The sequence below is a fragment of the Staphylococcus caprae genome, from assembly GCF_003966625.1.
GTDB lineage: Bacteria > Bacillota > Bacilli > Staphylococcales > Staphylococcaceae > Staphylococcus > Staphylococcus caprae.
Genome location: NZ_AP018587.1, coordinates 1,725,420 through 1,750,498 on the forward strand (window position 1 = coordinate 1,725,420; position 25,079 = coordinate 1,750,498).

Here is a 25,079-nt window from a genome sequence, read left to right on the forward strand (position 1 = left end):
TATGATTAACACTGCGTTGACTTTAAAAAGTCGACGTTGTGTTTTATTTATAAAACTTTGTCAGCAATTAACATTCAAACGAAACAAAAAAGCTTTCAAACACCTTTGATTAAGATGTTTGAAAGCTTTATCTTTATTACAAGTTACAGATAACTTGTGTTGAAAATGTCGAGTTTGCTGATTAACGAATTTCTTGGATTCTAGCAGCTTTACCACGTAAACTACGTAAGTAGTATAATTTAGCACGACGTACTTTACCGCGACGTTTAACTTCGATTTTTTCGATTTTTGGAGTGTGTAATGGGAATGTTCTTTCCACACCTACACCTGAAGAAATTTTACGAACTGTGAAAGTTTCAGAAATTCCTCCACCACGGCGTTTAATTACAACACCTTCGAAGACTTGGATACGTTCACGTGAACCCTCTACGATACGAACGTGTACACGTAAAGTGTCACCAGAACGGAAAGTAGGTAAGTCAGTACGTAATTGTGATTTAGTTACTGCTTCGATTAACTTATGATTACTCATTATAAATTCTCTCCTTCAACCTATGTTCTTGCCTAGACAAATGTATAGCAGCGGATCATAGTGATTTTAGTGTTTTTTCACACTTAAATTATGTTAGCATAACGCTAATTGTTTTTCAATTGCTTTTTATATGTTTCTAAAATTTCTTTATCATTATTAGTAAGCTCATATTTTTCTAATAAATCTGGACGTTTCTCATAAGTACGAATTAATTTCTGTTTATGTCGCCACTCCTCAATATGTGCATGATTTCCGGATAATAAGACATCCGGCACTTTCATTTCTTTATATTCTCTTGGTCTTGTATATTGTGGAAATTCTAATAATCCATCTGAAAATGAATCATCTTGATGAGAAGCTTCATTACCTAAAACCCCTGGAATAAGACGAACAATCGCATCAGTCATAGTCATTGCAGGCAATTCTCCACCTGTAAGCACATAATCTCCCATAGAAATTTCATCAGTAACAAGATGCTCTCTAATACGTTCATCGTACCCTTCATAATGACCACAAATAAATACAATATGTTGGGCTTCACTCAACTCCTGCGCGATCTCTTGAGTGAAAGGCCGACCTTGAGGACACATCAATATCACACGTGTATTTTCATCTCTTTTCAAATCTTGCATAGCATTAAAAACAGGTTCAGGTTTTAACACCATTCCTTGACCTCCACCAAATGGATAGTCATCAACCTGATTATGTTTGTTAACTGAATAATCTCGAAAATTAATAGCATTTACGTCAATAATCTCTTTATCTTGAGCTCGCTTTAAAATTGAATGGTTTAAAACGCCCTCAAACATCTCTGGAAACAACGTTAAATAATCGATTTTCATTAATCTAGCAATCCTTCCATAGGCGTAATTCTAATTGATTTCCCTTCCACATCAATGTCTTTTACAACATCTTCAATATAAGGAATGAGATATTCTTTATCACCTTTAACGACCCACACATCATTTGCGCCTGTTTCGAAAATATTAATTACTCGTCCAATTGGCGTGTTGTTATCATCAAAAACTGTGCAACCGATAATATCAGAATAGTAATATTCATGTTCATCTAATTCGATATCCTCATGGTCACGTTCTTGATACAAATAATCCCCTTTTAGATGTTCAATGTCGTTAATATTATTAATTCCTTCAAACTTCAACATGTGAAATCCCTTATGTATACGGTAAGAAGCTATAGTATATTGGATATCGTTATTATTATGTTTAACAATTAAATTTTCGCCAGGTTGAAATCGCGTTGCAGTGAAATCTGAGTTTGATTTTACTTTAACTTCGCCTTTAATACCATGCGTATTTACGATTTGGCCTACTTCTACTTCCATCTAACGCCCCTCCTAGTCGATTGATCTCTAGTTTTTTCGAAAATGAATCAAATATATTCTAACATGTTAGTGTTGATTTATTAAAAAAGGACGCCATCATTGGCGTCCACAAACATAAGCTAATTATTTAGCATTTTTTTGTTCATCGAATTTTTTCAAAATACCTTCTCTTGATAAGATATTGTGAACTGTATCAGTTGGTTTAGCACCGTCATGTAACCATTTTAAAGCTAACTCTTCATCGATTTTAACTTCTGGTGCATTAACGTGTGCTGGATTATAAGTACCTAATTGCTCGATGATACGACCATCACGTGGTGAACGTGCATCTGCAACTACGATACGATAGAATGGGTTTCTTTTAGAACCTAAACGTGTTAAACGAATTTTAACTGCCATTTAAATTACTCTCCTTTATGTTTTATCATTTTATTTTCTACAAGAATAAATAATAACAGTTACACAAATGTTTGTAAAGACTTTTTTCTTTACCAAATCTAGATTTATGAAATAAATCGTAGATTTGGTTATGCATGAGCTTTAGCTCAGGCGTTCAACACCAAAACAAAGCATCGAACAGCCACTACAGCCGTTCGATGCTTTATCAAATAATATTAAAATGGTAAGTTCATACCTTTAAGCATATTTTGCATTTGGTTGCGTTTGGCTTTCTTACCTTTACCGCCACCAGTAAATTGTTTCATCATTTTCTTCATATCATTAAATTGTTTCATTAAACGATTCACTTCTTGTAATGAACGACCTGAACCTTTAGCAATACGTTTCTTACGAGAAACATTTAATGTTTCAGGATTTGAACGTTCTTTCGGTGTCATTGATTGAATAATAGCTTTAATATGATCGATTTGTTTATCACTCATATTTAGCTTATCCAATCCTTTCATTTTGTTCATTCCAGGAATCATTTTCATAATATCATCTAATGGACCTAAATTTTTAACTTGGTCTAATTGCTCTAAGAAATCATCCAATGTGAATGAAGAGTCACGCATTTTCTTCTCTAAATCTTTAGCTTTTTCTTGGTCTACGTCTTGTTGAGCCTTTTCAATTAAGCTTAAAACGTCACCCATACCAAGGATACGAGAAGCCATACGTTCAGGATGGAATAACTCAAGGCCATCCAATTTCTCACTCATACCAACAAATTTAATCGGTTTCTGAGTTACAGAACGAATAGATAATGCTGCACCACCACGTGTATCGCCATCGAGTTTAGTTAATGTCACGCCTGATACATCTAATTGATCATCGAATGATTGCGCAACGTTCACAGCATCCTGACCAGTCATCGCGTCAACAACTAACATGATTTCATCAGGTTTAGAGATTTCTTTTACCTCTTGTAATTCGTTCATCAATGCTTCATCAATATGAAGACGACCAGCAGTATCGATAATAACAAAATCTAAATGTTCCTCTTTTGCATGTTTTAATGCATTTTCAACAATTTGTTGAGGTGGTACTTGGTCACCTTCACTATAAACAGGTATGTCTATTTGTTTACCAACTGTTTGTAACTGATCAATCGCTGCTGGACGATAAATATCTCCTGCAACTAACATCGGCTTTTTGTTATATTTTTTACGCATTAATAAAGCTAATTTACCTGCAGTTGTTGTTTTACCTGCACCTTGTAAACCAACCATCATTACAACAGTTGGCGGTTTATTAGCCATTTTGATTGATGTATTTTCGCCACCCATCAAACTTGTAAGTTCTTCTTGTACAATTTTGATGACTTGTTGGCCAGGAGTTAAAGATTGCATTACATCAGAACCTAATGCACGATCTGACACTGTTTTCACAAATTCTTTAACTACTTTGAAGTTAACATCGGCTTCTAATAATGCAAGTCTTACTTCTCGCATCATTGTTTTGATATCCGCTTCAGTGACTTTCCCTTTACCACGCATCTTTTGCATCGTGGATTGCAAGCGTTCGGATAATCCTTCAAATGCCATAACTATTGCCCTCCTTTTTGAAAAATAATGACTACTCTAACTCTTCTAATTGTTTAATATATTGTTTAAGCAAATCAGGTTGATTAAGCGATTGTTTCATTAAGTTATAAATTTCTTGACGTTTTTCAAATCGTCGATATAAGCCTAATTTAGATTCATAGTCTTCTACTAAATCGCCAGTTCTTCTTATATTATCATAAACTGCCTGTCTACTCACTTCAAATGTATCAGCAATTTCACTTAGTGAATAATCTTGTAAATAGAATAATTCTAAGTAGTTTCTTTGCTTTTGAGTTAATAATGATTGATAAAAATCAAACAAATAATTCATTCTAAGTGTTTTAACTAAATCATTTTGGCCCATCTTGTGTACCTTCTTCAGTTTCGTTAGATGTTTCCACTAATTCATCTGGAATATCTTCATTTTGTTCAATCATATCGGCAAATAAGCCATAAACGTAACTTTCAGGATTAAATGGTTGTAAGTCGTCTAATTTTTCTCCTAAACCAACGTATTTAACAGGAATGTGTAATTCGTTTCGAATGGCAAGAACGATACCACCTTTAGCAGTACCATCTAATTTAGTTAATACAATACCCGATACATTTGTAACTTCTTTAAATGAACGTGCTTGTGATAATGCGTTTTGTCCAGTAGTCGCATCTAAGCATAATAATGCCTCGTGAGGTGCATCTGGAATGGCTCTGCTAATCACACGTTTCATTTTATCTAACTCTTGCATTAAGTTAGATTTATTTTGTAAACGGCCAGCAGTATCACAAATTAAGATGTCTACACCTTTATTCTTCGCAGCATTAATAGCGTCATAAACGACAGCAGCAGGGTCAGAACCTTCGCTTTGACTCACAACTTCTACGCCTACACGTTCTCCCCAAACTTGTAACTGTTGAATTGCACCAGCTCTAAATGTATCACCAGCAGCTAACATAACTTTCTTACCTTCTTGTTGGTAACGATATGCTAATTTACCAATCGTCGTTGTTTTACCTACACCATTGACGCCTACCATTAAGATAACGTTTAATCTGCCATCTTCAATATTCATCGCTTCAGAATGTTCATCTTCTTGATGATAAATTTCTACGATTTTTTCAACAATAACTTCACGTAAGTCTTCAGTTTCTTGAATATTACGTCTTTGAGCTTCAGTACGTAATTCATCTGTTAATTTCATTACAGTATTAAATCCAACGTCTGCAGTAATTAACATTTCCTCTAGTGCTTCGAAGAAATCTTCATCGACCTTTCTGTAACGCGCAATTAAATTGTTTAATTGTTCTTGGAAATTTTGTCGAGATTTTTCTAAACCAGCTTTGAACTTGGCACCAATTTTTTGTGCTTCTATTTCTTCAAAGTCTTCAATAGATATTAAGCCATCTTCATCGAAATCTGCTTCACTCAGCTTTTTCGGCTTTTTCTTAGGTTTAGAATCTTCAGCTGTTTCATTCAAATTCAAGTCATCTGACTCAGTGGATGTATCAGAGTCACTAGATGCGTCTGATTCCACATCTTCGGTTAACTCTTTTTGAATATCGTCTTCACTTTTACCAGAAAATTTATCCTTTAAGCGTTTAAAAAAGCTCATGCTTGTTCCTCCTTCATAACCTCATCTATAGTATTTAGGTTAACGCTAACCAGTTTAGACACACCTGATTCTTGCATTGTCACACCATATAAACGATCTGAAAATTCCATCGTTCCTTTGCGATGCGTAATTACTATAAATTGTGTCTGCTCTGATAATTCATTTAAGTATTGTGCATAGCGAATAACATTTGCCTCATCAAGCGCAGCTTCTACCTCATCTAGTATAACAAATGGAGCAGAACGAACCTTTAGAATTGCAAATAATAATGCTATAGCACTTAAGGCGCGTTCCCCACCACTTAATAGAGAAAGGTGTTGAAGCTTCTTACCTGGAGGTTGAACAATGATATCCACTCCAGCAGCTAAGTAATCATCTTCAGTCAAACGTAACTCGGCTTGACCTCCACCAAACAACTGCTTAAATACGGTTGTGAAGTGCGACTGAACTGCATGGAATGTTTCTTTGAATCGCCCTTCTACCTCTCTATCCATTTCGTTTATAATTTGCTCTAATGTTTCTTTCGCTTCTCTTAAATCAGTACGTTGTTCATTTAGGAACGTATATCGTTCATTTAATTCCTCAAATTGTTCAATCGCATTTAAATTGACTGGTCCTAATTCATCAATCGACATTTTAGTCAATTTCACTTTTTTACGCAGGCTCTCAATCGGTTCGTCAGATTCATATAAAGTGCGTGCTCTTTCTACTGTAAGTTGATAAACGTCGTTGAGATGGTCAATTGCATGGTTAATAAGTACATCTAACTTCGATTGTTTCGCTTTAATATCTTGGTAATGATTTTCAATTGATAGAATATCTTGGTGACATTCTTGAAGTTGACTTTCATTACGCTCAATCGTCTCATTCAGTTCGATACGTTGTTGTTTAATGTCTGTAAGTTGATGGTTAAGACGATCTCGTTCTTCTTCTTGTTCTTGAATTTGAGATTTCAAGTTCTCAAAGGCTTGTTCGCCCATCATTTCATCCGAATTGAATAGTCTGATTTTCTCTTGAACATCTTTAATTTGCAGTTGTGTTGATTCATATTGTTTATCTAATCGCTCAATTGCTTGTTTTTGCGATTTAATTCTTTCTTTGACTACTGCTAAATCAGATTGCTTTTGATGGAGTTGTTGTTGAGTTTGCGTCGTTGATTCTTTTCCTTCTTTAGATAATTGAGTGTAACGCTCAATGTCACTTTCCAATTCACTCAATTGTTGCTGTATCTCTGAAAGTCGAGTTTGTTTTTGCGTTAACGTTTCTTTACTCTTATCACTTTGGTAACCATCATTTTTCTCGAATTCAAACTCTTCATGTTCATTTTTAAGGTGCGTTTCTTGCGTTCTTAATCGATCTAACTCAAGTTCATGATGGTGCACTTTTTCTTTTAATGTATTATATTGTTGACTCGCATCGAAATATTGTTCACTTAATTTTTCGGCTTTGTCTTTTTGCTCTTTAAAATGACGTTCAAATTCGGCAGTTTGTCGTTGATACGCTTCAAGTTGATGACGCATTGTCGATAATTCATCTTTTTGTGAGAGAATACTCTTCGTTTTACGAGCGCCACCACCTGTCATTGATCCTCCTGGATTCACGACATCTCCTTCTAACGTAACAATTCGAGTTCGATAGCGAATCGCTCTAGCTAAATCATTTGCATGTTTCAAATCATCCACAATAATAGTATTTCCTAATAAATTTTCAACGATACTTTGGTATTTAGATGAAACCTTCACAGCATCTGAAGCAATATTGATGAAACCATCTGTATTACGAGCAATATCTTTAATATCTGAAGCAATTTGACGTGGTTTGATAACATTCAATGGTAAAAATGTTGCTCTACCTAATCCACGTTGTTTTAAGTATTGGATGGCTTGTCGGCCATCTTTTTCACTATCCACAATCACGTGTTGGAGAGAGGCGCCTAAAGCTGTTTCAATTGCTTGTGTCATTTGCGATGGCACGTCGATAACCTCTGCTACCGCACCATGAATACCATTTAATTCATTATTTTTTGCTTTTAAAATATGTTTAACACCATTAAAGAAATACGTATAGTCTTCTTCTTGGGTAGCTAAACTGTCAATTCTAGATTTTAATTTTTCATTATAACGATACGCCTGATAAAGTTTATCTTCATATTCTGATTGAAGCTTTTTAGAAGCTGTTAATTCTTTTTCTAGACGATTGATTTGTTGTTCTGCTTCAGACATCTCTTTTTTAGACGCTTTGTAATTCTTTTCAGTTTCAGTGATATTATTCTGAATTTCTTTTAACTGATTAAATGCTTCAACTAATCTTGAATCTAATCGAGATTTCTTCGCTTCATTCTCATTTATCGTATGTTCCAAGAAACGAATATCATTATTAACGTCAGATTGCTCAGACATTAATGTATAATAATTATTTTTAATTTCTTCTAGCTTTTCATCATGTTGTTCATCAGAAACATAAAGGAGTGACTCTAAATCTTGTACTTCTTTATTTAATTGCTTTTGTTTATCCTTTAACTCACTAAGTATCTCTTCATTTTGACGTTTTTCTTCATCAATGGATTTAATATGTTCATTTAGATTCTCTAATTCTTCTTCATATCTTGCATTCGTTTCTGATTGGTTCTTTTTACGTTCTTCTAATACGTTCAACTTACCAGCAAGTTGTTCATATGTTTCTGTTGTCTTAACCAACTCATAGTTTAACTTTTCAATATCATGGTCAATCTGTTGACGTTCGCCTTTAAACTTTTGCAATAACTGGTTAATTTGCGCTTGTTGTGCCTCTTTATCCGCTTGTTGACTCTTTAACTCGTTCAAACGATTGTCTAATTGGCGATTATCTTCATTATATTGATCAATGTCGTGCACTGTGACAATAACATCGCTTTGTTCCATTTGTTTAGAAAGTTGTTGATACTCTTTTGCAATGGCAGCTTCTTCTTTTAATGGTTCTACACGACCTTCCAAATCATACAAAATATCTTCTACACGAGTTAAATTGTCCTCTGTGTGATCCAATTTATTGATTGATTCAGCTTTACGTTTTTTATATTTTAAAACCCCTGCTGATTCTTCAATAATTTGACGACGGTCAATCGGTTTCGCATTTAATATTTCGTCTACTCTGCCTTGAGAAATAATACTAAACGCTTCTTTTCCTAAACCTGAATCTAAAAATATTTCAATAATATCTTTCAAACGAGCACGGTCGTTATTCAAATAGTACTCACTTTCGCCACTTCTATATAAACGACGCGTAACCACTAACTCATCTGAATCAATCTGCAATTTCTTAGATTGGTTATCTAATTTTAATTTTACTTCAGCATAATTTTGAGCTTTTCTATGTTCTGCACCAGAAAATATAATATCTTCCATCTTAGCGCCACGTAATGATTTCGCAGATTGTTCACCTAGTACCCATTTAATTGCATCAGTAATATTACTTTTACCACTACCATTAGGTCCAACAATAGCTGTGACGCCCTTATCAAATTGGACATTCGTATGGTCGGCAAAAGACTTAAATCCTATGGCATCTATCGATTTCAAATAAACCATCTTATTCTCCTTATCCCGTTCCTGTTGAGTTTATCAGCACGACACACGTCATCTCTTCTTCTTTTCACTTATTATTTATTAAACGAAAGTTGAGATAATTAATGATGTCTCAGCTTCTCATTCTTTTTCATTGACTTATATGCTTGTTCTGCTGCCTTCTGTTCGGATTCTTTCTTCGTCTTTCCTTTACCTTCCGCAACTGCTTTATTTTCCAAAATAACTTCTGACGTAAATAATCTATGATGCGCCGGACCTTCTTCTTTAATTAAACGATAGGTTACATCGCCTTTATTCTGACGGTGCACAAACTCTTGAAATTGTGTTTTAAAGTCCACTACACCAACTAATTCATTATCTTCGACATATGGGAAAATGACTTTCTCAGCAAATGCCCATACAGTCTCTAAACCTTGATCTAAATATAAAGCACCTACAAATGCTTCGAAAGCATCTGAAATGAGTGAAGGTCTTGTTCTACCACCTGTTTTCTCTTCACCCTTACCTAATAAAATGAGCTCATTCAAATCAATTTTATTCGCAAATATTACAAGTGAGGGCTCACAAACAATTGTTGCACGCATCTTTGTCAGATTACCTTCTGGCAAATGAGGATGCTTATCAAACAAATAGCGTGAAACCGTCAATTCTAATACCGCATCACCTAAAAATTCTAAACGTTCATTATGATCTAATCTATTCATATTAAAATCATTAATAAAGCTCGAGTGTGAGAACGCTTGTTGATACAAATCGATATTATTAAAACTGAAACCCCACTCATTCATTTTATTAGTAAATGTTTGTTGGAAATCTTTGACCATGTCTATCTTTTTCTGGTTAGCCACTGTCTAACCTCCTTGTCCAAAAAATTAAATTTCAATATACCTTAATTTTACGTGAAAATAAAATAAAACTAAAGAAAAAATCTGAGCCGACGTGAGTGACGACTCAGATGTAAGTTTTATTATTTTTCCAAGCTATTGATGTACTTAACAGCATCACCAACAGTGTTGATTTTTTCAGCTTCTTCATCAGGAATTTCAGTACCAAATTCGTCTTCTAATTCCATTACTAATTCAGCGATATCAAGTGAGTCAGCGCCTAAATCATCTTTGAAAGATGCATCTTCAGTTACTTTATCAGCATCTACACCTAAACGGTCAACGATGATGTCTTTTACTTTATCGAAGTTTTCCACGTCGATTCACCTCCTTTAAAAGCGTCTATCCATAGACTACTATATTTTCCCATTTTAGATTCTAAAATACAAGTACAATTTTTAGAAACACTTAGCACTTTAGTGCTTAGTGTTTCTTATGCATGAGCTTTAGCTCAGGCGTTCCTTTTTATTGCGCTTTAGCGCTTATAAAGTATCACTTTCATTTCAATGATTAGTGATACTTACACAATGGTACAACCATTGTGTTCATTTTAAAAAGGATTACAATAGACGAAGCCTATTGCACAAGAACTACAAATTGTTTTCTATAGAAAACAAAGTAGTGTTTTACATATACATTCCGCCATTAACGTGAATAGTTTGACCCGTAATATATTTCGCTTTATCTGAAGCTAAGAATGCGACAGTATTCGCAATATCAGTATCTTCACCGAAACGTGCCAAAGGAATTTGTTCTAACATTTGATCTTTAAGCTCATCACTAAGCGCATCTGTCATATCAGAAACAATAAATCCAGGCGCTACGGCATTAACAGTTATACCACGTGACGCAAGTTCTCGAGCAGCTGATTTAGTTAAACCAACAACACCTGCTTTAGTAGCTACGTAGTTTGCTTGACCAGGGTTTCCTACTGCGCCAACAACACTTGATAAGTTAATAATTGAGCCACCACGTTGACGTAACATTTGAGGTGTGACTTTTTGAATGCAATTGAATACACCTTTCAAGTTTGTATCAATCACGTCGTCCCATTCTTGTTCTTTCATACGCATTAAGAGATTATCTCTTGTAATACCAGCGTTATTAACTAACACATCAACAGAACCAAATTGACTTACGACCTCTTTAATCATCGCCTTAACTTCATCGCCGTTTGCAACGTTAGCTTGGATGGCAAAGCTGTCTACACCTTTAGCTTTAATTTCTTCAACCACAGCTTCTGCTTTGTCTTTACTACCTGCATAATTGACAGCAACGTTGTATCCTTCTTCAGCTAATTGTAATGCAATACTACGTCCGATACCACGTGAAGCACCTGTTACTAAAGCACTTTTACTCATTTTCATTCCATCCTTTCACATCTTCAAGTGTTTGAATTGAAGTAATTTTAACGTCTCTATTAATTTTCTTGATTAATCCTGAAAGTACCTTTCCTGGACCAATTTCAATAAAGTGATCTACGCCTTGCTCAATGAGCCACTCAGTAGATTTAATAAATTGAACGGGAGAATATAATTGTTTAACCATATTATGTTTAATTACTTCTGCATCTGTTTCACCTTGAGCATTATAATTCTGCACAACAGGAAACTGAGCATCATTCCAATTAAATTGATTGATATAAGAAGCAAAGTCTTCTTCTATCACGCTCATCATTGATGAATGAAATGGACCGGAAACTGCTAAAGGAAGTACACGTTTTGCCCCTAAAGATTTTCCTTCTTCCACTAACTTATCAATAAGTGTTTTGTGACCTGAGACCACAATTTGTCCTGGTGAATTAATATTAGCTGGTTCAATTAATTCATCCTCATTTGATAAATCCTTACAAATCTTGTCTACTTCTTCATAATCTAAACCTAACACAGCAGCCATGCTACCTACACCATTAGGAAACGCTTGTGCCATTAATTGACCACGTTTACGTACAATTTTCACTGCATCTTCAAATGAAAGTACACCACTTGCTACTAAACTTGAATACTCTCCTAAACTATGCCCCATAGTATAATCAGCATTTAAATCTTTTAAAGCTGTTAATAACGCTACACTATGAGTGAGTAACGCTGGTTGAGTATTTTCAGTTTCACCTAATTTACCTTCTTCATCAGTAAACATTGTTTCTAGTAAATCGAAGTCTAGTGACGTTTGTGCTTGATTTAAAATTTCAGTCGAACGTGTTTCTTCATTATATAAGTCGCTCGCCATTCCAACTTTTTGAGCACCTTGTCCTGGAAAAATAATTGCTGTTTTACTCACTTTTTCCACCTACCGTTTCCCTCATTGTTTGTACTATATTTTCTTCACCAGCGATTTTAGCTTGTCTAATCGCTGAATAAAATGCTTTAGCATTAGAACTACCATGCGCTTTGACAACAGTACCATCTAAACCTAATAGCACTGAACCACCATATTCAGAGTAATCCATTTTCTTAGCAAATGTTTCTAAATCTTTTTTAAGTACAGCACCTGCTAATTTATTTTTTAAACTGCCCATAATCGTTTCTTTTAACATTTTACCAATAGATTTTGCCGTACCTTCTAAGTTTTTCAACACCATGTTTCCAGTATAGCCGTCAGTAACAACGACATCTGTATTACCATCCATCAATGTTTTTGCTTCTATATTGCCTTGGAAGTTGAAAGAATTATTTTTTTCGAATAATTCATAGGCTTTTTTCGTCAATGAATTACCTTTCGCAGCTTCAGTCCCAATGTTAAGAAGTGAGACTGATGGATTGTTAATACCGCGAATCTTCTGAGCATAAATATTACCTAATTGTGCGTATTGTAATAAATGTTCAGCTTTAGCGTCAGCATTGGCACCAACATCTAAGAAGACAAATCCTTTACCGTCTGTAGTAGGTAATGTGACAACAAGTGCTGGTCTCGCTACGCCTTTAATACGACCAACAATAAATAGTCCTGCTGACATTAATGCCCCAGTATTACCCGCAGAAACACAACCATCCGCTTCACCAGATTTGACTGCTTCTGCCATTTTAACCATCGAACTATCTTTCTTACGTTTAATTGCACGAACTGGCTCATCTTCCATTTCAATTTTTTCAGAACAATGTCTGAAATCAATACGATCATGATTTAAATTATATTGTTCTTTATCACCGAAAAGAATAATCTCTAAATCTTTAAAGTCTTCTACAGCTTTTTTAACTGCATCGAGTACGATACCTGGCGCGTCATCTCCGCCCATCATATCAACTGCAATTTTAACCATTGAATTCATCCTCACTTATATAGAACATTTTAAATTTCCCTTTAAAAACTAACTTGTCTTTAACAAATGAATTTACTTCTATTACATAATGTTTACTTGTTTTATTTATTACTTGAGCTTCTGCTCTTACCGTATCATTTAATTTTACTTTTTCGACAAATTCAACCTGACTTTCTTGAGTCAATACTGTTGGATTATGTATAAGTGCTACGCATAGAGAGTTTGACTGAGCAAAGAGAATATGTCCCCTTGCGATTTGTGTTTTTGCAAAAACGTAGTCTTCAGTAATTTCTATGAGAGACTGTGCTTTTACATCTGGCTCTACTTGAATTAAATCACCAATAATTTCATTGGCTTCAATAGACTTAATTTGTCCATAATTCTGTTCAGCCACAAGTTTAATTCTCTTGCGCAACTCTGGAATATTTAAATGCGTACGGTCTAAGCGAATCGTCTGAATACTAACATCAAACTTTTCACAAAGTTCATTATCTGTAATAAAGGGGTTGGCTTCAATTGCATTTCGAATTGCTATTCTGCGTTCGTCTTTCTTTAGCTTCAAACTCTCACCCCTCAATTTAGTACCAAGTCTTAAATATTCCTCACATATCATAACACTTTCTTATTCAATTCCTCAACAAATAACTGCACTGTGGTCATCTTTTCTACTATAAAAAAATTCTATCATTTAAATATGCACTATAGCCTGTGCCCTGTGGTTTCAATCCTCGGCTTGCACTGTCCGTTGACTTTCGTTTACGAAAGTCTCTTTGCTGGGGTCCCGCTAGTCAAAGTTTGTATCTAAGAGGTTGTTTTGGATGAAGTTTCTGAGTTGTGTGTAGTTATTTTGGAAGAATTGACCGGTTTGTATGAGTTGGGCCGCTTCGTCTCTAGCGACTTCGAGCATGCGATAGTCTTCAACGATATTAGCTACAAGGAAGTCTGGAAGTCCGCTTTGTTTTACGCCAAAGAAGTCTCCTGGTCCACGCATTTCTAGATCTCGTTCGCTTAGTTCGAATCCATCTGTAGTTTGAGTCATAATCGTCATTCTCTCAATACCTGTTTCAGTTTTAGGAGAGGCAATGAGCACACAATAACTTTGGTGTTCACTTCTACCCACACGACCACGTAATTGATGAAGTGTTGATAATCCAAAGCGATCAGCATCGTAAATCATCATAAATGTTGCGTTAGGTACGTTAACACCCACTTCAACAACAGTGGTTGAAACTAAAATATCTATTTCATGATTACTGAACCTCTGCATCACGTCATCTTTTTCTTCAGCAGTTAATTTCCCGTGTAACAATCCAACTTTTTCAGTTCCATAGTATTGTTGCAACGATTCATACAGGGCCACCACATTCTGAACATCTTCTAAATGTTCTGAGCTCTCAATCAATGGACATATCACATAGGCTTGTCTACCCTTTCGCAATTCACTTGTCATTTGTGTTAGCACTTGATCATATCGTTCATGTTTAGCCCAACTTGTGATAATAGGCTTTCGCCCTTTAGGCAATTGTTTAATCGAAGAAACATCCATTTCTCCGAAAACAGAAATCGCCAAAGTACGTGGTATTGGCGTTGCTGTCATGAAGAGTACATTGGTCATCGCGCCTTTTTCTCTTAATGATTGACGTTGATTCACACCAAATCGATGTTGCTCATCCGTAATAACTAGGCCTACATTTTCAAAAATAACATCGTCTTGAATAAGCGCATGTGTACCTATTAAACAATCAATTGAGCCGTTCTCCAACTGCTCTAAAAGAATACGACGCTTCTTACCCTTAACCGAACCAGTTAAAAGTGCAACATTCATCGTATCTCTAAATAACTCTATTAAACTTTCCGCGTGTTGCTCTGCCAAAATTTCAGTCGGTACCATTAATGCGGATTGATAGCCAGCTGTCTTTAAGGCATACATACAAATAGCTGCTACGACTGTTTTACCAGAGCCGACGTCACCTTGAAGTAAACGATGCATTCGAATTGGCGCCTTTAAATCTCTAAATATTTCATTAACACTCGTCTTTTGAGCGTCTGTTAACTCGAAAGGTAAATGGTCTATGAATTCCTTAACTTTATTGATATCATAATCAATTTCAATTGCCTCGTCTGAAGTTTTCTCCAATCGATTCAACCATTGCATACGCAATTCAAACATAAAGAGTTCCGTAAAAGCATATGTACGTCTTGCTCTTAATAAACTTTGTTTATCTTTAGGATGATGTAATGTGCGGAGGGTGTATTCTAATGTTTCTAATTTGTACTTTTCTCTTAAATCATCGGATAACCATTCATGTATCGTTACGTCCTCTAACGCTTGTCTGATATTATCTCGAATTTGTTTCTGCTTAATTCCCTCTTTAATACGATACACAGGTTCTAATTGAACGTCATCTTGAGTCGTTTGTTCATTAAAGAACATGCGATTTCCGTTGATTTCTTGCTTAGCACGATTCCATTTACCTTTGACGGTAACAGTACCATGTAATTCGATTTTCTTTTTTAAATAGGGTTGATTGAAAAAGACACACTTCACAGCAATATTGTTTACCATGATGTGAACAGTTAATTTGGATTTATTTCTACCAAAAAAAGCTACAGCAGGCGTTGAATAGACTTCACCTTGTACTGTAACAGTGGATTGATCTTCAGCTTGATTTAAATCAATGACTGTATTGTCCTCGTAACGAGTAGGTAAATACAATACAAGATCTTCGACGGTATGTATATTTAATTCTTCTAATAGTGTTAATCGTTTGGGACCGATGCCCTTAATTTTATCTAGAGTGTAAGGACTCTCGATTAAATGCACTTTTGTCATGATCCATCACCTAATACTTTTTGTCGTTTTCATTAGTACTTAAATTATATTCTATCATGTTCATCGTAATAATTTGATTGACACGTATTATATTTTTCTTCACTCACTTGGAATATAAAAAGGCGCCCGAAAAGTTAGAATTTTGAGCCAACTTTTTGGGCGCTTTCATAATGGAAATATTATCATCAGTCCATCATCACTGATTTGATAAATTTGAAATGATTATCTTACCTCACATGCATAATTATCTTTATCTCTATCTAGTTTTGGTTGATATGCTGGATGTCCTTTTCTAACACCATGAGGATATTTTTTTCTTAAAGCAGTACAATTTTTAAAATATTCTTTTTTAGCTTTAGCTCTTGAAGATTTTTTTGATTTTTTAGAAGAATAATGCGTTATTGATTTTTTGGTAGTAGCAGTGTGCTTAGCTGTTTTAATATTTTTCGCTGAAGTTAAAGACGTGTTGACTGCGTTTTCTTCACTCCAAATATTTAATTTTTCAGTCTTCGCTTTTGCTTCACTTTCTCTAATCATTTTTTCATAAGTATTGTTTGGTGGGTAAACGTATTTAACCCTAGCAAGACCATCTCTTACAAGTGCATTGTTTACCATTACGCCGTCAGCATAGACATAAGCCAAATATCTTCCGTATTTATCAGTTTTTTGACCTTTGTCAAATTCTACTTCAATTTTTTTGGCGTTCGTCATCATTTTAGTAGTAAACGCACTTGCCTCAGGACCATATTTTTGAACTGGTTTTCTTGGGTCTTTCGTCTCTGGTGTGTCAATAAGTAATAATCTAAATGTTGCCACTTTACCTTTATAATTCAACTTTACTGTATCGCCATCAACCACTTTTACTAATGTAGCTTTCTCTTTATGTAATCCATTTGCTGCTTGTGCTTGGTTGAGGTTTAAAGATTGTCCTAACGTAGATAACAGAATAGTGAATATAAGAATAAGTGAGAAAAAGTGTGTAGATTTTACATTATACTTTCGAGTGACATACTTTTGAACAGAAATAACTACAGAACACAAAGTTAAAAGTAACAATAAAAAAATTATCTTTTCCATTTTACACCTCTATTATTTGTAATATACATTCATTTTATAACATTTTAACCATAATTAGTGTATATTTTTTGTAAAAAAAGTATTTAGAACTTAAATGCGACACTATATATGTATTTTGATTTTTTATTTTCTATAGTGGATTTAAAAATATGGTAATATATCTTAAATTTCAAGATATAAAATTAAATAAGCTCTTAAAATGAATTACGTTAAAAATTCATTTTAAGAGCTTTTATATAAGTGTTATGCCTTGTATTTATTTATGCTTTTATTCAATTTATTTTCTAATGTCATGAATATGAGACATTTGTTCCATTCTTTTTTCTGCAAAATGTTGTGACGCTTCAAGTGGTGTTTCGTTTTGTTCTTTAGAAATATCAAAGATGTGTTTTAATATTTGATCTATACCTTCAATACTTTCTTTTGCACGGTCTTCATTGTAGCCATTTAATTCATCCGCAGTATTGATAACCCCACCACTATTAACAATATAGTCTGGCGCATATAAAATACCTTTATCTTCTAACATTTTACTATGTGCATCTTCATCTTTTAATTGGTTATTCGCAGAGCCACAAACTGCTTTTACTTTTAATTGAGGTATCGTATCATCGTTTAAGATACCGCCGAGTGCACAAGGGGCAAATATATCTGCATCAACTGAGAATATATCATCAGGTTCTACAAATTGAGCATTGAAATCATCTACAGCACGTTGTGCATTATCTTTATTAATATCAGTGACAATTAAATTCACACCATCTTCATTTAATAAGCGACATAACTCATAAGAAACATGGCCAACACCTTGCACGGCAACAGTTTTACCTTCTAATGATTCATTTTCAAATTTTTCTTTCGCTGTACGTTTCATAGCAATATAAATACCATACGCAGTCATTGGACTTGGGTTACCTGCAGAACCAAATGATTTACTTGTACCGCAAACATATGGCGTTTCTTTATAAATTAAGTTCATTACATGTTCTGAAGTACCAACATCCTCAGCTGTATAATAACGACCATTTAATGTATTAACATAACGTCCTAAAGCTCTATAAAATGCTTCTTCATTTTCCTTATCAGGAGCTCCCATCACTACTGTCTTACCTCCGCCTAGGTCTAAGCCAGCAGCAGCATTCTTATAAGTCATTCCTCTAGCTAAATTCATAGCATCTTCAATGGCTTCTTGTTCTGATGCATAGTCATTTCTGACACGACAACCACCTAATGCCGGACCAAGCGTTGTATCATGAATACAAATTATTGCTTTTAGTCCTGTAGCTTTATCTTGGCAAAAGACGATTTGTTCATAATCTTTTTGCTCCATTGTTTCAAAAATCATTAAGAATACCCCTCTCTTATAATTAATATCCATCAATTCTCTACCCTGACATCTCGCTATTAATCTCAATTTAAAACACACACAATATTAGTTATATTAAGAATTATAAGAAAATTTTAAAATCAATATAAATGTTATTGTTCAAAATTAAAAACGGTAACTTCTATTTCATTTAAAAATAGAAATTACCGTTAAATATTAATCATTCAATTTTATTTTAAATACCAAATAATTAACTACTCGACTGCAAAGAAATATTGATAAATCGGTTGTCCGCCCTCATGTTGTTCAATTTCAACATCTGGATACGTAGACTCAATCCATTCAATCAGTTGATCAGTTACACTTTGATTAGAATCTTCTCCAATAATCATAGTTAAAATTTCACTATCTTCAGATAAAAGTTTTTCAAGTAATCCTTTAACTGCCGTAAATTGATCCGCATCACTTGTCACAATTTTATCTTCTGCAAGACCCATAAATTCGTCTTTTTTAATTTCAATTCCATCAATTTTAGTGTCTCTCACAGCGAAAGTTACTGAACCAGATTGTACTGTTTCTAAAGCTGTTTCCATATGATTTTTATTTTCATCAAGAGATGAAGCTTCATCATACTGGAATAAAGCTGTGATACCCTGTGGTATAGATTTAGTAGGAATAACAACTGTTTCTGCATCTACGATACTTGCAGCTTGTTCACTAGCCATTAAGATATTTTTATTATTCGGTAAAATAATCGCACGTTTACATTTCGACTGTTCTATTACTTTAACAATGTCTTCAGTTGAAGGATTCATGGTTTGACCGCCACTTATAATGTGTGTTGCTCCCATTGATTTGAATAATTCAGAGATCCCTTCGCCCATAGAAATAGTAATAACTGCCGTTTCCACAGTTTGAGGTGCATCTTGATCTTTACGATCTTGACCGTTTTGTTCTTTTCGAATAACTTCTCTATGCTGTTCTCTCATATTCTCAACTTTAAGTTTAATTAATTCACCGTATTGTTGGCCATAATTAAAAACATCTCCAGGATGTTCGGTATGAACATGGACTTTAACTATTTCATCATCGTTAATAACAAGTAATGAATCTCCGAATTCGCTCATATCATTACGAAATTCTTGTTCTTCAAATGGTTTTTTATTTTTACCGAAACGTACCATCATTTCCGTACAATAACCATAAACAATATCTTCAGTATTAATTACACCGTGAAAATCATGATCCTCATTAACAAGTGTTTCAGTATCTAATTTTGGAGTTTTAGCTTCAACTTTTTCTCCTTTTAGACCTTTTAAGAAACCTTCATAAACGCATAATAATCCTTTACCACCACTATCAACGACGCCTACTTCTTTTAGAACAGCTAATAAATTAGGTGTATTATCTAAAGATTCTTTTGCAGCACTAATCGTATGTTCCATTAATTCAACACAATCTTCAGTATCTTGAGCTTTTTCAACTGCTGCTTGTGCAGCGTCTTTAGCTACTGTTAAAATTGTGCCTTCAACAGGTTTCATGACTGCCTTATATGCAGTTTCTACGCCCGCTTGAAAACTGTCAGCGAGTTGTTGCGCGTTAATTTCCTTTTCATTTTCAATATTTTTACAAAAACCTCTAAATAATTGAGAGAGAATGACGCCTGAATTACCGCGTGCGCCCATAAGTAGTCCTTTAGAAAACGTTTTTCCTAATTCTCCGATATTTTGAGATAAATTATTTTCAACTTCTTCTCGTCCTGAAGTAATGGTTAAATTCATATTCGTCCCTGTATCTCCGTCTGGAACAGGATACACGTTTAATGAATCTACTAAATCTGCATTATTTGATAAATTTTGAGCCCCTTGTATAATCATATCGGCAAATAATTTACCATTTATTTTGCTAATCATTTCACGTTGTCCTCCTAAAGCTTTTTGCCTGTATCGTTTACACGTACACCTTGTACGAAAATATTAATAGAATTTACTTTTACGTTTAGTGTCTTTTCTAAGGTATATTTAACTGTCGATTGCAGATTGCTAGCTACTTCTGATATTTTCACACCATAACTCACAATAATGTACATATCGACATCTATTGTTCCATTTTCTTCTCTTACTTTGATACCTTTAGCATAATTTTCATGACCTAGAATTTCAGCAATACCATCCCTTACTTGCTGTCTAGAAGCCATACCAACTATGCCATAACTTTCAACGGCCTTTCCACCTACCACTGATGCTATCACTTCATTTGAAATATCAATTTTACCGTAGTCGTTTGAGATTTCTAATGTCATTTTCATTTCCTCCTGAAAATTACAAGGTTTATGTTATATGTTAAAGGTATTTAAATTTCAATTTAGGTCTTTCACATATGATTTCAATTAAAATTCTTGAAAATTAAAAAATTACCGATGTTCAAAATATCATTGAACTTGTTTTAATTACGATATCATTAATTACTATTTATAAATTCATTGTATAAATTTAACTATATCTTTACAATATCATACTATATAACTCCACAGCTTACAATTATACCATAAATAATGGTTGAATAACGTTGTGATTTGTATTTATTTTAACTAAATATTGCTCTAAAGACGTATATGTGTTATCTTATTAAAGTATATAAGTAGTAATGTGTATTTATATTTATTAAAGGAGGTACTTTCATGGGTAAACAATGTTACGTAACAGGTCGTAAAGCTTCGACTGGTAATAATCGTTCACACGCTTTAAATGCGAACAAACGCAGATGGAACGCTAACCTTCAAAAAGTTAGAATCCTTGTAGACGGAAAACCTAAAAAAGTTTGGGTTTCTGCACGTGCTTTAAAATCTGGTAAAGTTACTAGAGTTTAATAGCTTGTCGACAAAGTAAAAATGATTAAGCAGACTTATAGAAAACCCTTCTCAATCGAGGAGTCGAAATGCATAACGACGGGATTTTACTATTAGTAAATGAGCTAGGCATGCATAAGACAACGATGAGTGAAAGAGTTTGTCTACAGTCTGGTTTAATAAATATAATGCACAAAAAATGACCTTATGTGGAGGATCACATTTTTAAGACCTTAAAGGCGCTCAGCCTCTAAGGTCTTTTTTAGTTTATATTAACTTTTCCATTAAAACTTCAATCTGTACTACGCATCTGTAAAACTTGACCTTTTTCAACACGAACTGTAGCAACATTATCTACAATTTCATTTGAAATGGTTAATGTCGAACCAACTTCTAGCTGTTCATGATAAAGATTATACTTAAACCCATCTAATGATAATATAACCTCACCATTTAATGGAATGAATGAAATATATGGATAAGAAGTATCTCTCTTGATTCGATGCTCCCCTACATCTATGAGTGTTATATCATTTTGTATATCAATCACTCTAAGTTGAATGTGTCGTTCGAGATATTGTGATTTCTGTAAAATTTGAACCACGCCCATGAAATGATCTAATCTTCCACCAGTTGCTCCGTATATAATAATCTCAGAATACCCTTGTTCAACTGCTTTTTCTACGCCTAAAGCTAAATCGGTATCATCTTTTTCTGCTTTAACAGGATGGATATTCAATTGATTCTTTAATATTTGACGTTCCTCATCATTTACAGAATCGAAGTCACCTACTGAGAATACAGGTTCAATACCATTTTCAATGAGTACAAGCGCACCTCTATCGACACCTGCCCACTTTGCACTCTTTTTCATTTTAAAAAGAGATTGAGGCAATAGTCGCTGAGAACATAGTAAATTGATTTCCATAACATCAACCTTTCAATGTTTCAGTTACTTGTGCATAATTGTCTTGTTTAAAGAAATATGACCCAGTTACTAACATTGTAGCACCCTGTTCAATACAAACTTTGCTCGTTTGATCGTTGATACCACCGTCAACTTCAATATCAAAAGTTAAATTATTCTCATGTTTAAGTTGATTAAGTTGTTCAATTTTATTAATACATTGTTCGATGAAAGACTGTCCTCCAAATCCAGGATTAACAGTCATAACCAAAACATAGTCCACATTACTTAATACTGGTAAAATTGTTTCAACTGGCGTGCCAGGGTTAATCACTACACCTGCTTTTTTATTCAATTGTTTAATTTCTTCAATTGCACTATGAATATGTGGCGTAGCTTCAACATGTACCGAAATCATATCAGCACCATGTTCTGCAAACAGCTTTATATATTTTTCTGGTTGTTCAATCATTAAGTGAACATCTATAGGTAAATTCGAATAGCTTTTGACAGCGTCTAAAAGTGGTATACCTATAGAAATATTAGGAACAAATTGGCCATCCATCACATCAAAATGTAACCCATCAACATTCGCTTTTTCTAATTGGTCTAATTCTTCTTTTAAATTTAAAAAATCAACTGATAAAAGTGAAGGTAAAACTTTAACCATTTAATATCGTACCTTTCTATTAGAGATTTCATTAAATAACTGTAAATAATGATCATATCTAAACTGAGCAATGTTTCCCTCTTCTACTTGATTTTTCACATTGCATTTTGGTTCCTTAATATGATTACAATTTCTAAATTTACAACTTTGTCCTGATTCTTTAATATCCACAAAATAATTCTTTAAATCATCTTTCTCTATATGATCAAAGTCGAGAGCACTAAATCCAGGTGTATCGGCAATAAATCCATGACTTCTTTCATATAATTCGACATGTCTTGTCGTATGTTTACCTCTATTGAGAGACTTTGAAATATCATTTGTTTCAAGGTTTAACTCAGGTTGATAGTGATTAAGAAAAGTTGTTTTACCGACACCGGATTGACCACTTAATACGATTAAACCTTTACGCCATTTTTCCACAATTTTTATTTTATCATCTTTTTTTCCAATAAATTGCGTAGAATAACCTATATCTTCATATATCTTCAACATATCTTCAATGTATTCTATTTCATCAGATGAAGCCAAATCTCTCTTAGTAATGAGTATTCTTGGTTCTAGATGATATGAATGAGCAATAACTAAGAAACGATCAAGTAATTGTGTTGAAAATTGAGGTTCTACAGCACTCATCACTATGACAAGTTCATCAATGTTACTAACAGGCGGTCGCTTAAGTTCATTTTCCCTGTCATGTACATGATGGATATAACCTTCTTGTTGATTCTGAACTTCAAAATCTACGATATCTCCTACTATTGGAGAAAACTTCTTCTTTCGAAATAAGCCACGTGGTTTAGTGTCAAAACGAACACCTTCTACATCTACTTGATAAACACCACTTATTAATTTAACGATACGTCCAGTCTTCAAGTTGACACCTCTCTCATTTATTTTACTCTCAATATTATATCAAAATCGCTATGAATATAATATGTAAAACCTTAGTTACCTTGATTCTTCCTATAGTAAAAATTCGAAAATATATCTTGTCACTGTTCATTTCAAGTGCTAAGATTTGTACATCTGTCAAAAAGGAGCGTCAATCATGCCTTATTACAAAACAAATAGGCACATTAATATAATATTATTTATTGGCATTATGCTAGTTGCAGCAAATTTGCGAGCGCCAATAACATCTGTGGGCGTAGCTTTGCCATCAATTAAAGACACATTACATACAACAAATAGCGCACTTAGCTTTATGACTGTTGTTCCTCTCATTGCATTCGGCATCGTCTCTTTTTTCGCATCTAAAATTGGAAATGCTTTCGGTTTAGAAAGAACCATCTTTGTTGCTTTACTATTTATATTTATTGGAATTATTATAAGATCTATCGTTGGACTGAGTTGGTTATATGTTGGAACAATTTTCATTGGTGTGGGTATCGCATTTGGTAACGTCCTTGCCCCAGCAATTATTAAAACTCGCTTTCCAGTATATATGGGGACGATGATGGGCTTATACACTGTCGTTATGAATGTTGTCGGTAGTTTAAGTTCTTCAATTATTAGCCCATTAACAACACATTTTAATTATTCTATTGCTTTAGGAATTATTGCAATCATCACCGCAGTGACTATAATGATTTGGGCATTTCAGTTGAAACAACAACCTCCCGAAGCTGTTAGTAACGTACATAGTCAAATCAATGTATGGAAGTCATTACTTGCATGGAGAGTAACAGTATTCATGGGCGCACAGTCACTCGTTTTTTATACAATCATTAACTGGTTACCAGAATTACTTACAGATCATGGTATTCCATTACAAACATCAGGTATCTATGTTTCATTATTGCAAATCGCAATTATACCTCTAACTTTTGTAACGCCAATTGTTGCTACGAAAATGAAATCCCAAGTACCTTTAACTTTATTAACAAGCATACTCTTTACGATTGGTGTATTATGCTTCATCTTTGTTGATTACAAGTTCGTCTTGGTTGGCATTATACTCATTGGCGTAGCAAGCGGTTTAGCATTTGGATTAGCCAACACATTATTTGTAGTAAGAACCGAAAGTGGTCAAACGGCTGCTAAACTATCAGGTATGGCGCAATCAGTTGGCTATCTACTTGCAGCAATCGGTCCTTTCTTATTCGGAATTTTTCACGATTGGACGCATCAATGGACACTTTCACTCTGCGTTTTATTAATTGTATCCTTACTTATATTAGTATTCGGTACAAAGGCAGGTAGCCAGACTACAATTGAACAGACCAAAGTGAAATAAAAATTA

The 25,079-nt window shown here is 34.2% G+C and carries 24 protein-coding genes and 1 pseudogene; 2 read left to right on the forward strand and 23 right to left on the reverse strand.

All coding sequences use genetic code 11. The annotated features are described in order from the left end of the window. Positions 1-181 precede the first annotated feature (181 nt). From rplS to JMUB898_RS08270, 20 genes and pseudogenes are all read right to left on the reverse strand, one after another. The gene (rplS, locus tag JMUB898_RS08180) at positions 182-532 is read right to left on the reverse strand and encodes a 50S ribosomal protein L19 (protein ID WP_002436293.1); all 351 of its coding nucleotides are present in this window, start codon (positions 530-532) and stop codon (positions 182-184) included. Between the two features lie 104 nt (positions 533-636). Then, positions 637-1,374, reverse strand: a complete 738-nt coding sequence (trmD, locus tag JMUB898_RS08185) for a tRNA (guanosine(37)-N1)-methyltransferase TrmD (RefSeq protein WP_002442526.1) — start codon at positions 1,372-1,374, stop codon at positions 637-639. Then, the gene (gene rimM, locus JMUB898_RS08190; RefSeq protein WP_002442524.1) at positions 1,374-1,877 is read right to left on the reverse strand and encodes a ribosome maturation factor RimM; all 504 of its coding nucleotides are present in this window, start codon (positions 1,875-1,877) and stop codon (positions 1,374-1,376) included. Before rimM ends, trmD begins: the two co-directional genes overlap by 1 nt. A gap of 123 nt (positions 1,878-2,000) precedes the next feature. Continuing rightward, complete coding sequence (gene rpsP, locus JMUB898_RS08195; RefSeq protein ID WP_002439483.1) at positions 2,001-2,276, reverse strand: 30S ribosomal protein S16; 276 nt, start codon at positions 2,274-2,276, stop codon at positions 2,001-2,003. Between the two features lie 215 nt (positions 2,277-2,491). Next, complete coding sequence (ffh, locus tag JMUB898_RS08200) at positions 2,492-3,859, reverse strand: signal recognition particle protein (RefSeq protein WP_002442522.1); 1,368 nt, start codon at positions 3,857-3,859, stop codon at positions 2,492-2,494. Positions 3,860-3,890: 31 nt separating this feature from the next. Further along, positions 3,891-4,223 (reverse strand): putative DNA-binding protein, encoded by a 333-nt coding sequence (locus JMUB898_RS08205; RefSeq protein WP_002442519.1) that lies wholly within the window; start codon positions 4,221-4,223, stop codon positions 3,891-3,893. Continuing rightward, complete coding sequence (gene ftsY / locus JMUB898_RS08210; RefSeq protein WP_126501973.1) at positions 4,210-5,466, reverse strand: signal recognition particle-docking protein FtsY; 1,257 nt, start codon at positions 5,464-5,466, stop codon at positions 4,210-4,212. The genes JMUB898_RS08205 and ftsY overlap by 14 nt, the downstream gene beginning before the upstream one ends. Beyond that, positions 5,463-9,032 carry a chromosome segregation protein SMC gene (smc, locus tag JMUB898_RS08215; RefSeq protein WP_044466284.1) on the reverse strand — a complete coding sequence of 1,190 codons (3,570 nt, stop codon included), beginning with the start codon at positions 9,030-9,032 and terminating at the stop codon, positions 5,463-5,465. The genes ftsY and smc overlap by 4 nt, the downstream gene beginning before the upstream one ends. 98 nt (positions 9,033-9,130) lie before the next feature. Then, entirely contained in the window at positions 9,131-9,877 is a 747-nt protein-coding gene (rnc, locus tag JMUB898_RS08220) for a ribonuclease III (RefSeq protein WP_002442511.1), read from the reverse strand. 119 nt (positions 9,878-9,996) lie between these two features. Beyond that, positions 9,997-10,230 (reverse strand): acyl carrier protein, encoded by a 234-nt coding sequence (locus JMUB898_RS08225; RefSeq protein ID WP_001830184.1) that lies wholly within the window; start codon positions 10,228-10,230, stop codon positions 9,997-9,999. A 309-nt stretch (positions 10,231-10,539) separates the two neighbouring features. After that, the gene (fabG, locus tag JMUB898_RS08230) at positions 10,540-11,274 is read right to left on the reverse strand and encodes a 3-oxoacyl-[acyl-carrier-protein] reductase (protein WP_037541397.1); all 735 of its coding nucleotides are present in this window, start codon (positions 11,272-11,274) and stop codon (positions 10,540-10,542) included. Continuing rightward, the gene (gene fabD, locus JMUB898_RS08235) at positions 11,267-12,193 is read right to left on the reverse strand and encodes an ACP S-malonyltransferase (RefSeq protein WP_037541396.1); all 927 of its coding nucleotides are present in this window, start codon (positions 12,191-12,193) and stop codon (positions 11,267-11,269) included. The genes fabG and fabD overlap by 8 nt, the downstream gene beginning before the upstream one ends. Beyond that, positions 12,186-13,172 carry a phosphate acyltransferase PlsX gene (gene plsX, locus JMUB898_RS08240; RefSeq protein ID WP_037541395.1) on the reverse strand — a complete coding sequence of 329 codons (987 nt, stop codon included), beginning with the start codon at positions 13,170-13,172 and terminating at the stop codon, positions 12,186-12,188. The genes fabD and plsX overlap by 8 nt, the downstream gene beginning before the upstream one ends. Continuing rightward, positions 13,165-13,734, reverse strand: a complete 570-nt coding sequence (gene fapR, locus JMUB898_RS08245; RefSeq protein WP_044466285.1) for a transcription factor FapR — start codon at positions 13,732-13,734, stop codon at positions 13,165-13,167. Before fapR ends, plsX begins: the two co-directional genes overlap by 8 nt. A 222-nt stretch (positions 13,735-13,956) precedes the next feature. Next, the gene (gene recG / locus JMUB898_RS08250; RefSeq protein ID WP_002442500.1) at positions 13,957-16,005 is read right to left on the reverse strand and encodes an ATP-dependent DNA helicase RecG; all 2,049 of its coding nucleotides are present in this window, start codon (positions 16,003-16,005) and stop codon (positions 13,957-13,959) included. Positions 16,006-16,227: 222 nt separating this feature from the next. Next, positions 16,228-16,497: an excalibur calcium-binding domain-containing protein gene (locus JMUB898_RS12785; RefSeq protein WP_232019016.1), complete on the reverse strand. Its 270-nt coding sequence runs from the start codon at positions 16,495-16,497 to the stop codon at positions 16,228-16,230. Then, positions 16,477-17,082: pseudogene (locus tag JMUB898_RS08255) on the reverse strand (thermonuclease family protein); the annotation flags it as partial. The pseudogene JMUB898_RS08255 and the gene JMUB898_RS12785, both read right to left, overlap by 21 nt. 277 nt (positions 17,083-17,359) lie before the next feature. Beyond that, entirely contained in the window at positions 17,360-18,427 is a 1,068-nt protein-coding gene (locus tag JMUB898_RS08260) for a Leu/Phe/Val dehydrogenase (protein WP_037541391.1), read from the reverse strand. Between the two features lie 236 nt (positions 18,428-18,663). Further along, positions 18,664-20,322, reverse strand: coding sequence for a fatty acid kinase catalytic subunit FakA (fakA, locus tag JMUB898_RS08265; protein ID WP_002442495.1), 1,659 nt, complete (start codon positions 20,320-20,322; stop codon positions 18,664-18,666). Positions 20,323-20,336: 14 nt separating this feature from the next. Continuing rightward, positions 20,337-20,711, reverse strand: coding sequence for an Asp23/Gls24 family envelope stress response protein (locus tag JMUB898_RS08270; protein WP_037541388.1), 375 nt, complete (start codon positions 20,709-20,711; stop codon positions 20,337-20,339). 378 nt (positions 20,712-21,089) lie between these two features. Between JMUB898_RS08270 and rpmB the strand changes: the two genes are divergently transcribed. Continuing rightward, a complete protein-coding gene (gene rpmB / locus JMUB898_RS08275) occupies positions 21,090-21,278 on the forward strand; it encodes a 50S ribosomal protein L28 (protein WP_002435210.1) in 189 nt (62 codons plus the stop codon). Positions 21,279-21,549: 271 nt separating this feature from the next. Here rpmB and JMUB898_RS08280 read toward each other — a convergent pair whose 3' ends face one another. From JMUB898_RS08280 to rsgA, 3 genes are read right to left on the reverse strand one after another with little or no spacing between them, the layout of a single operon-like run. After that, complete coding sequence (locus JMUB898_RS08280; protein ID WP_002442491.1) at positions 21,550-22,185, reverse strand: thiamine diphosphokinase; 636 nt, start codon at positions 22,183-22,185, stop codon at positions 21,550-21,552. A 4-nt stretch (positions 22,186-22,189) separates the two neighbouring features. Next, complete coding sequence (gene rpe, locus JMUB898_RS08285) at positions 22,190-22,834, reverse strand: ribulose-phosphate 3-epimerase (protein WP_002442490.1); 645 nt, start codon at positions 22,832-22,834, stop codon at positions 22,190-22,192. Then, positions 22,835-23,710, reverse strand: a complete 876-nt coding sequence (gene rsgA, locus JMUB898_RS08290; RefSeq protein ID WP_002442489.1) for a ribosome small subunit-dependent GTPase A — start codon at positions 23,708-23,710, stop codon at positions 22,835-22,837. A 175-nt stretch (positions 23,711-23,885) separates the two neighbouring features. Between rsgA and JMUB898_RS08295 the strand changes: the two genes are divergently transcribed. Beyond that, on the forward strand, positions 23,886-25,073 hold the full coding sequence (locus JMUB898_RS08295) for a CynX/NimT family MFS transporter (protein ID WP_002442488.1): 1,188 nt from the start codon (positions 23,886-23,888) through the stop codon (positions 25,071-25,073). The last annotated feature ends 6 nt before the right edge of the window (positions 25,074-25,079 follow it).